This window comes from Microbacterium sp. BF1 (assembly GCF_019279095.1).
Classification (GTDB): domain Bacteria; phylum Actinomycetota; class Actinomycetes; order Actinomycetales; family Microbacteriaceae; genus Microbacterium; species Microbacterium maritypicum.
Map to the genome: position 1 here is coordinate 1 of NZ_JAGYWT010000067.1, position 8,430 is coordinate 8,430.

The 8,430-nt window shown below is 66.5% G+C and carries 11 protein-coding genes and 1 pseudogene; 10 read left to right on the plus strand and 2 right to left on the minus strand.

Annotated elements, in window-relative coordinates; genetic code table 11:
- The 10 genes from KZA10_RS04090 to KZA10_RS04135 form a co-directional block, all read left to right on the plus strand.
- The coding region (locus KZA10_RS04090; RefSeq protein ID WP_218682242.1) for a hypothetical protein at positions 1–221 on the plus strand (221 nt) is incomplete at its 5' end.
- Between the two features lie 86 nt (positions 222–307).
- Positions 308–655, plus strand: coding sequence for a hypothetical protein (locus KZA10_RS04095; protein ID WP_141386566.1), 348 nt, complete (start codon positions 308–310; stop codon positions 653–655).
- A gap of 14 nt (positions 656–669) precedes the next feature.
- A complete protein-coding gene (locus KZA10_RS04100) occupies positions 670–1,983 on the plus strand; it encodes a hypothetical protein (protein ID WP_218682243.1) in 1,314 nt (437 codons plus the stop codon).
- On the plus strand, positions 1,980–2,579 hold the full coding sequence (locus KZA10_RS04105) for a hypothetical protein (protein WP_141386568.1): 600 nt from the start codon (positions 1,980–1,982) through the stop codon (positions 2,577–2,579). Before KZA10_RS04100 ends, KZA10_RS04105 begins: the two co-directional genes overlap by 4 nt.
- Before the next feature lie 54 nt (positions 2,580–2,633).
- Positions 2,634–3,521: a hypothetical protein gene (locus tag KZA10_RS04110; RefSeq protein ID WP_141386569.1), complete on the plus strand. Its 888-nt coding sequence runs from the start codon at positions 2,634–2,636 to the stop codon at positions 3,519–3,521.
- Positions 3,518–4,195, plus strand: a complete 678-nt coding sequence (locus KZA10_RS04115) for a hypothetical protein (RefSeq protein WP_055869631.1) — start codon at positions 3,518–3,520, stop codon at positions 4,193–4,195. The genes KZA10_RS04110 and KZA10_RS04115 overlap by 4 nt, the downstream gene beginning before the upstream one ends.
- Before the next feature lie 109 nt (positions 4,196–4,304).
- On the plus strand, positions 4,305–4,592 hold the full coding sequence (locus KZA10_RS04120; protein ID WP_052748607.1) for a WXG100 family type VII secretion target: 288 nt from the start codon (positions 4,305–4,307) through the stop codon (positions 4,590–4,592).
- Between the two features lie 149 nt (positions 4,593–4,741).
- Positions 4,742–5,056, plus strand: a complete 315-nt coding sequence (locus KZA10_RS04125) for a hypothetical protein (protein WP_218682244.1) — start codon at positions 4,742–4,744, stop codon at positions 5,054–5,056.
- Positions 5,037–6,725 carry an alpha/beta hydrolase gene (locus KZA10_RS04130; protein WP_218682245.1) on the plus strand — a complete coding sequence of 563 codons (1,689 nt, stop codon included), beginning with the start codon at positions 5,037–5,039 and terminating at the stop codon, positions 6,723–6,725. The genes KZA10_RS04125 and KZA10_RS04130 overlap by 20 nt, the downstream gene beginning before the upstream one ends.
- Before the next feature lie 33 nt (positions 6,726–6,758).
- On the plus strand, positions 6,759–7,400 hold the full coding sequence (locus tag KZA10_RS04135; RefSeq protein WP_218682246.1) for a hypothetical protein: 642 nt from the start codon (positions 6,759–6,761) through the stop codon (positions 7,398–7,400).
- A 13-nt stretch (positions 7,401–7,413) separates the two neighbouring features.
- Here KZA10_RS04135 and KZA10_RS04140 read toward each other — a convergent pair whose 3' ends face one another.
- Both KZA10_RS04140 and KZA10_RS04145 read right to left on the minus strand, forming a co-directional pair.
- Entirely contained in the window at positions 7,414–7,890 is a 477-nt protein-coding gene (locus KZA10_RS04140) for a dehydrogenase (RefSeq protein WP_141386574.1), read from the minus strand.
- A 54-nt stretch (positions 7,891–7,944) separates the two neighbouring features.
- Positions 7,945–8,430, minus strand: a pseudogene (locus tag KZA10_RS04145) (malate dehydrogenase); the annotation flags it as partial.

Here is an 8,430-nt window from a genome sequence, read left to right on the forward strand (position 1 = left end):
GCGTCGAGCTGGCGACGCTCGACCTCCGCCGTTGGTCGAGCCTCGCCGAGATGCTTGCGCGGGAGGCGCGCCCCGCTGTCCGGACCACCGCCGCCAAGGCGCAGAAGCGCGGTCTCGGTGCAGCGGCGCTCACAGAACTCTCCCTCCTGTCGATTGCCGACACGATCAAGATCGCCGAGCGCATCCTGGAGAAGCGCAAGAACAGCGGTTGGAGGGTGTGAGGCGCGGGCGGATGGGGAGTACTCCCCATCGCGTCGTGCTGCCCTTCCCAGTAACGTCGTAGCGTCCGGGAAAGAAGGAGGGGGCCATGGCAGGCGAACGCATGCTCGTGCCGATCAGTGATCTGCAGACGACCAGCGAGAAGCTCACGGCGATCGTGGCCGAGCTGGAGTCCGCCGCGGCGAAGCAGGACGACGTCGAGAACGCCGTCGGCAGGCCCTACGGCGACGGACGGCTGAAGGACCGCTGCCACGACTTCGAGGGCAGCTGGAACGACAGTCGCGACAAGCTGCTCACCAAGCTCAAAGAGGTCGCCGATCGCGTCAAGGGAACGGTGGACGAGGTCACGAGCCTCGACACCGAGATGGCGACGTCGATGGAGCAGTCGGGTTCGGGTAGCGCGCCGGGCGCCGGACGTCAGCCGGCAGCGGTCTAGGGGGAGAGAAGCAGATGCAGACGAACAAGGGGCGTGACGTCGAGGTCGTGGCCGGAGATGCCGTGGCGATCGCCGACAGGGGGACGAAGATCGTCGAGCTCGGAGACGGCATGGTCAGTGCCGCCGCGACGCTCAAGGGGATCAAGGACGGCTCCATCGAAGGTGAGGGCTACGCGATGGACAAGATCAAGGATGTCGTCGACGACGTCCACAAGGATCTCGACGAGGCGGGTCGCCGCTACAAGCCGGCAGGGACCACGCTGAACAACTACGCCGCGGCGCTCGAGACCGCCCAGAGCCGCATGCGCACCATCGTGGCCGACTGCCAGACCAGCCTCACCGAGCTGCAGACCGCGCAGTCGAATGCCGCCGACGCCGCCGATGCGCTCCAGGCGCACAACACGTCGACGCGGCTGAACCCACCGGCACCCGAAGACACATCAGCGAGCACGACGGCCGGCACGAATCTCGCGAACGCCGCCTCCGGCGCGGCATCGACCCTCAACACCGCGGAAACCACCCACAACGACAACCTCGACGCGTTCGACGGCGAGTACGACACCTGGCACACGGCCTATGAGACCGCCGTCTCGGGGCTCACCGACGCGAACAAGATCGGCGAGGACTCCACCTGGGAGAACATCGCCGGTGTCCTCGCCGTGGTGGCCGAGTGGGTGAGCTGGATCGGCCTCGCCATCGCCGTGCTCGGACTCATCATCGGCGGGCCCTTCTTCGCGATCGCTGCACTCGTGGTCGGCGTCATCGCACTCGCACTCACGGTCGCCCTGATGTTCGACGGGCGCAAGGGCTGGGGCGATCTCGCGATGTCGATCATCGGGATCCTCCCGATCGGGAAGCTCGGCAAGATCTTCAAGGGGAACGCGAAGTTCGTCGATGAGTTCGTCGCGCAGTTCCGCAATCCCGTGCAGCAGATGACGAGACTGCGTGGCCTCGGTGGCACCGCGAGTCCGTGGTCCGGTGCTGTCGCCAACAACTTCGGCAACTATGCATCCCGCGTTTCCGGTATTCGCCAGCACGGCGTGAACTGGCAGAGCGGCCTGGCCGAGAGGTTCCTCTTCGGACCCAACCGCTCGTTCAGCGTGGCGTTCAGCGATGCCGTGGCCTCGACCGGGCCGAGGTTCCAGCAGGTCCTCACCGACAGCCTGCCCAAGGGGCTTCAGGCCATTGCCGATGCCCCGTCGAATTCCACATGGGAGGCCATCTGGAACAGCTATAAATGGGCCGACCGCACCGTCGCTGTCGGCAGCAACGGGTCGCCGTCCGGCGGACTCTCGCCGGCAGGGCTGGTCAACGGCGTCACGCGATGACCGTGGCCGCAGACTTCACATGGGATCTCGACTACGACGCCTCTTGGTTCATTCCTCTTCCCGGCGCGAGCGACCTGGCCCGCGATCCGGCAACGCCTGAACGCTGGGTGCGAGCCTGTCTCGAGCATTTTGCTGATCAGGCGATCTTCGGACCGGATCAGCTGCCGGCCATTCGAGCGACAGCCGAGGCGCTGGTAGCCCAGGCGCGGCCGTCGCAGACTCAGCTCTGGTTCGCTCCGCGCGGCATCTACAGCGACCTGCTCGTCTCGATCTCCGTCGCCCGTTCGGAAGACGCCGGCACCACAGAGGAGCTCTTCGACGGCGCGAGTCTTTCCACGGCTGCTGACGCGACGCCGCTGCGCACGGAGACGCATGGCGCCGGCTATCTGTTTCGTCGCAACGGCGTCGCCGACGGCGAGGGCTCGACTCTCGTAGAGCAGTGGACGGTGCGTCTGAACAACGGATCGTGGGCGATCCTCGTCGACACGATCGGCACCGCCCTGCCGGCTTTCGTGCTGTTCGAGCAGCAGCTCATCCGGCTGATCTCGGGCATCATCCTGCCCCCTCCCGCACGGAGCGCGAGCGTACGAGGATGAGTCGGCCACGCCGATGACGCAGACTGGAGCCACGATGCCGTCGAAGGAGCGGGGATGAAGAGAGAGACGACACTCGAAGCCGACGAGGCAGCACTGCTCGCCCGCAACGAGGCAGTGGCGACGATCCACGAAGACGCGGTGCGAGTCGGCCGAGCATCGATCGCTGAGGTCATGGGCGTGCATGAGTCGACGCGGCGCAGTGATGTGGAACGGTTCAATCGGGAGGTGCACGCACTGCAGCGGCGCTCTCTCGTCGACTATGCCCTGCGTGTGCGCGGGCTGCTGGCAGAGGACGATGCAGGCCCGTGGCGGCAGAAGGTCGAACGACGCCCGGCCGGGGCTCGCAACGATCTGTTGCGCGAGGTGGGCGTGCCGGGCGCGTTGTTGCTGCTCGATGCGATGGAACCCGTCCCGGATGAACCCGCTCAGGCGTCGTCCCTCGAAGAGGCTCTGGCGCGTGTGGCCGACCGGTGCACCTGTGGATACGCGAAGACTCGTGCGGTGCCGCGCAGATTGTGTCTCGTCTGTGCGATGAGTGTCAACGACGCCTGGCTGTTCGAGGAGCAGCGGCTCCTCGAACGCTCCCCACAGCTCGCGCGTGAACTCGATGCGATCTTCGACCCGCTGCTCGACAAGATCGCCGACATGAGGAACTCGCCGATGGAGGGGTTCTCCGATCTGGCCGCGAGCCTCCGACGCAAGGCCTCCGGTCGCATCGCGAAAGCGAACCGTGCCCATCGCGAAGTGAAGGCGCAGGGTGACGACAAGTCCTGGCAGGAATTGGCTACCCTCGCAGCCCTCGACCCCAGACCGTTTCCTGCTGGCGACGCCAAGCGTTGGAAGCGCACCGGATGGGGCAGCGCCCGGCTGAGTGCGGTTGCTCTGGGAGAGGGCAATCCAGAAGTCAAGGAACGCATGACGAAGAGAGCGCAGACGCGATGAACGAGATGAACGACCTCGGCGTGGAATTCCGCTTCGGCATCCCCGCCTTCCGTCTCGTGCTGCCCCCGGGGTGGACGACACACCTCCCGACGAACGCGGGGCAGCAGGAGGACGTGCGCAAGGCGAGTGCGATCTTCATGCAGGCCGGGCGCCCCGATCTGGACGCCGAGTTCCGCACGATGATGGCGCAGGCCAACCAGGGCATGCGGCGCACCAAGGTGTTCGCGATCTATCGGCAGGAGGACGTGCCGATGGAGGAGCTGCTGCCGTTGTCGATCACGGCCTCTGCCCTCGATGCGCCCGACGGCGAGAACCTCGACGCCTGGGTGACCGAGGCATTCCGCGCGCGTGGCGCGGTGTTCCTCGACGAGAACCTCAAGCACATCGTCCGCTGGTCCACCGAGGCCAAGCGCCCCGCGGGTGCGCCCGCGATCGACGGGGTCGGCGGCCGAACGGTGACGTACATCATTCCGGTACCGGGGACGCTGCGTCGCAAGGCGCTCGTGTTCACGTCGACCATCGTGATCCCTGACGGAGACGTGATCCCCGCCGAGGTGCTCGACGGCATCGAGCTGCTGAGCGACGCCATGATCTCGACCTTCGCGTGGGAGCAGCTGGCCGAGGAGCCCGCGGTCCCGGACATGGCAGGGCAGACGCCCACTCCCGGCAGTTGAGGCGGTCGATGGGGACTTGTCCCCATCGACGGTGGTGTTGGGCTCCCCGTAGGGTGGTGTTATTCGGGCCGGAGGGGTCCGGTTCTCTCGATTTGCGGAGGTGTGGACGATGGCCGATTTCGGTGCGTCTTATGCGGAGATGGAGCAGGTGGCGGGTTCGCTGTCGCAGGCTCGTGATGACATTCAGGGGCAGTTGGACACGCTGAAGGGTCAGGTCGACACTCTTCTGGGTGATGACTTCAAGACGCAGCATGCGTCGGGGAAGTTCGGCGAGGGCTACACGGAGCTGACGACGGGTCTGAAGACCGCGGTCGATGGCATCAATGACATGTCGGAGTCGCTGCTCGGGATGATGCGGGCGATCCAGGATCTGGATCAGCAGCTCGCCGGCAGCTGACACACGCTTTCGAGAAGGGGTCGACGGTTCGCCGTCGGCCCCTTCTTCGTGCCTTGTGGGCCGGGGATCGCGGGCCGATGGGCAGTTCTCCCCATCGGTGCCGTACGAGCGTCCAACTATGGTGGATCACGGCAGAACCGGGGGAAGCCATGTCAGACGTCGAGATCGACAAGCGCGCACTCGAAGGCGCCGTCCTGCAGATCAGCTTCTCGGTCGGTGACTACGTCATGTACGCGAACGACATCGCCGCGCGCGACACGGGCGTCGGCAACCCCGCGGGGCGCACGGGCCTGCGGGTCATGCTCGAGAACGCGCTGGGACAGGCGATGCTCGAGGCGCGGGCGCAGCATCTCGCGGGGATCGGCATCACCGATCGACTGACGAGCATCAACGAGTCATTCGAGGACCTCGACATCTCACTGGGCAGCGGATGGGATGCCGACTATGTCGCTGACCTCTCCTAACCGCGGGTGGACGCTCGAGGAGATCGAGTACGACAGCGGGCAGCTCGAAGGGATCCACGCCGATCTCGGAAAGCTCACAGACGCCGGAGGGAACGCGCAGATCGTGCTGCGCAACATCGACGGAGGCCTCGAGGGGCGAGGTCAGAGCATCACTCTGGTGCAGCGTGAATCGGGGCTGCTCGCCAATCGGATGAACCCCACCATCGCCTCACTCGGACGCATCGCCGACGTCGTGCGGGCCTACGGTGAGGCTGTCGCGACGCACGCCAGAACCGCGAACGACCTGATCGACGACATCGAGACCGCGCATGCGGCGCACGAGGCGGCGGTCGCCGATCTCGAGAGTGCACAGTCCCAGCAGCAGATGTGCACCCCCGACGATGACGCCAGCACGCGCTCGACCGCGGAACAGGACGTTACCGACGCGCAGAGCTCGCTCGCCACGACCCGTAGCGCCCTCGAAGGCCTCTGGGAGAGCTGGGAAGCCGCATACGCGCTCTGGGACGAGGCGTATGGTGCAGCGATCGCAGGACTCGTCCGTTCGGATGGGTCGACCCTCAGCGACTCGACTCTCTCGGCGATCGACGCGCTGGCGAACGCCGATACCCCTGCCGAGGTCACGGAGATCTGGGACGGTCTCACCGATGCGCAGCGCGACGCGCTCCGCCTCACCTATCCGGGCTTCATCGGAAACCTCGAAGGCGTGCCCTACCTCGACCGCATGCTCGCCAACAGGACGGCGTATGAACGAGTGATCGACGCCGGACCCTACGGCGAGCCGTTGGACACGCAGTTCGCGAACCTCGGTATCGAGATCAACCGGTTCCAGGGGCAGCTGCTGATGTTCAACCCGTTCGAGCAGCCGCAAGCCACCGCTGCTGTCATGTACGGCGTGACCATTCAGGATGAGAACGGTAACCCCGTCGACCCGCTCAAAGGCATCACCAACGTCAACGTGCTCGTCGGCGGGATGTTCTCGGGCCTCGGAGACCTCGAGGCGTGGGGGCAGAGCGCACGTGACCTGAACTTCTTCGCCGACGGGTACAACGACGGGACCAGGTCGGCGACGATCGCCTGGTATGGATACGACTCGCCCAACCTTCTCACCGAGCACACCATGGGCAGCGCGACAGAGGGGGCCGCGACTCTCAGCGCCACGCTGCGAGGGCTCGACAACGAGGTTTCGTCCAGCGTTACGACCTCCGTCATCGGGCACTCGTACGGCAGCACGACCGCTTTCCTGGCGGTGGGTGGATCCCCCGACAACCTCGGTGTCGACAATCTGATTGCGGTCGGCTCGGCGGGAGTGCCGGACGGCTACCACCAGACGTGGACCGGAGATGACCCGATGGACTATTCGGGCACCCAGATCTACGCGTCGCGGGCTCCCGGCGATCTGGTCGCCCGCTACGGCGAGCACAGCTCTTTCGGACACGGCACCAACCCCGAAGAGCTGCCGGGAGCGGTCAGCTTCGAAAGCGACGGCGGCACGGTGCCGAAGGTGGGCGGCGGCACCGAGGACGGCCTCGGAACCCCGGGCCACGCGGCGCACGACGGCGGCAACAGTATCTGGGGCTGGTGGGAAGAGGGCAACGGGTATCTCGCACGAGACTCGGAATCGTTCCGTAACATTGCCTACATCGTGGCCAACGGCCAGGCGTGGAACTGAGCCGTGGGAGCAACGGCAGCAAGGGGCGGGCGGATGGCGAAGCGCTGGCGGATCACCGCGGCGATGGCGGTGCTCGCGCTCGTCCTCACCGGGTGCACGAATGAAGGAGACGGCATGGTGACACCGACCGGCGACGAGCTCGTCGCCCAGGCGAAGCAGCACTACCTCGACTATCGCGAGGTCACGAACGGTGTCCAGGCGCTGATCTTCGAAGGCCCGTGGGAGGCTCCGGGGGGTTCATTCGGCATGGAGCCCTCGGGTGCGGGGTGCCCGGACGGTTCCTACAAGTTCTCTCTCGCCCGATCGACGGAAGTGGACCCGGCGCAGCATGCCGAGCGAGGCGCCGCTGTGCAGAAGTACCTCACGGATGCGGGCTACGAGCTCGACGGCATGGACTTGGGGTCTGGCGAGACTCAGTCGAGCGATGTGATCGTGCGCGAGCAGGGTGACTTCTCGTTGCTGACGGTGACGTTCATCACGAACGGCAACGTGCTCGTGACGGCGACGACCAAGTGCTGGCCCGGCGACCGTTACGAGCTCGGGGACCTGCTCTTCGGTGATGCGAACCTTTCCGAGGGTTACCTGCCGCGCGAGGAGTCGCCGAGTGATCCGCTCTTCTTCGGTGTGACACCGGGCGAGCCGGCCTTCGGCCCGACGCCCACACCGACGCCGTAGGAATCGTCGCGCGTCAGTGGGCCGCGGCCGCGTCGGCCAGGTGCCGGGCGTCGTGGTTCAGCACTTTGACGATGATGCCGTGCTTGCGCAGCTCGGCGACGGTGCGTGCGCCCTCGTCGGCGTCGAGGCCGAGCGCCTTGATGTTCACGACCACGACGACGTCGCCCGTTCGCAGCGTCGAGATGAGGCGGGCGAGGCGGTCGTTCCAACTCTCCAGGATGTCGGGCGCAGGGTGGCGGAATCCCTCGATCGGGACACCGAAACGGGTGAGGTCTTCGCGCTGCTCGACGACCGACGGCATCCCCTCGCGGGCGACGACGAGGCCGACCAGACGCGATCCGTCGGGACGGGCCGTCCAGAAGTTGCGGTTCTGCTGCAGCTCGGTGAAGCACTTCGGGCACGTCGCAGCATCGTGCGGCAGGTGCAGGGGGCTCGTCAGAGCCTCGTCGACCGATGCCGTGGTCTTCGTGGGATCAATCGTCTCGCTCATCGCGCACCTCCGGCATCCATTCTGCCCTGTCGTCGGACGCCGCGGCGACCGGATTCACAAGAGACCGAGCGCCTGAACCGTCTCTCGCTCCTGGAGCAGTTCCGCCACGGAGGCGTCGATCCTGGTGCGCGCCCAGTCGCTCACCTCGAGCCCGTCGACGATCTGCCACTCGCCGTCGACGGAGCGCACCGGGAACGACGAGATCAGGCCCTCAGGGACCCCGTACTCGCCGTGCGAGACGACGCCGGCCGAGGTCCAGTCGTCGGTGCCCTGCACCCAGTCGCGTACGTGGTCGATGGTGGCACTCGCGGCCGATGCCACGGACGACGAGCCGCGGACCTCGATGATCTCGGCGCCGCGCTTGGCGACCCGCGGGATGAACGTCTGGTCGAGCCAGGCGGGAACGTCGCCCACGATCTGCTCGAGCGCTTCTGCGACCGGTCGCCCGCCGACGGTCGCGTGCGAGATGTCGGGGAACTGCGTCGCCGAGTGATTGCCCCAGATGAGCACGCGGCGAACGGTGTGCACCGGAGCGCCGAG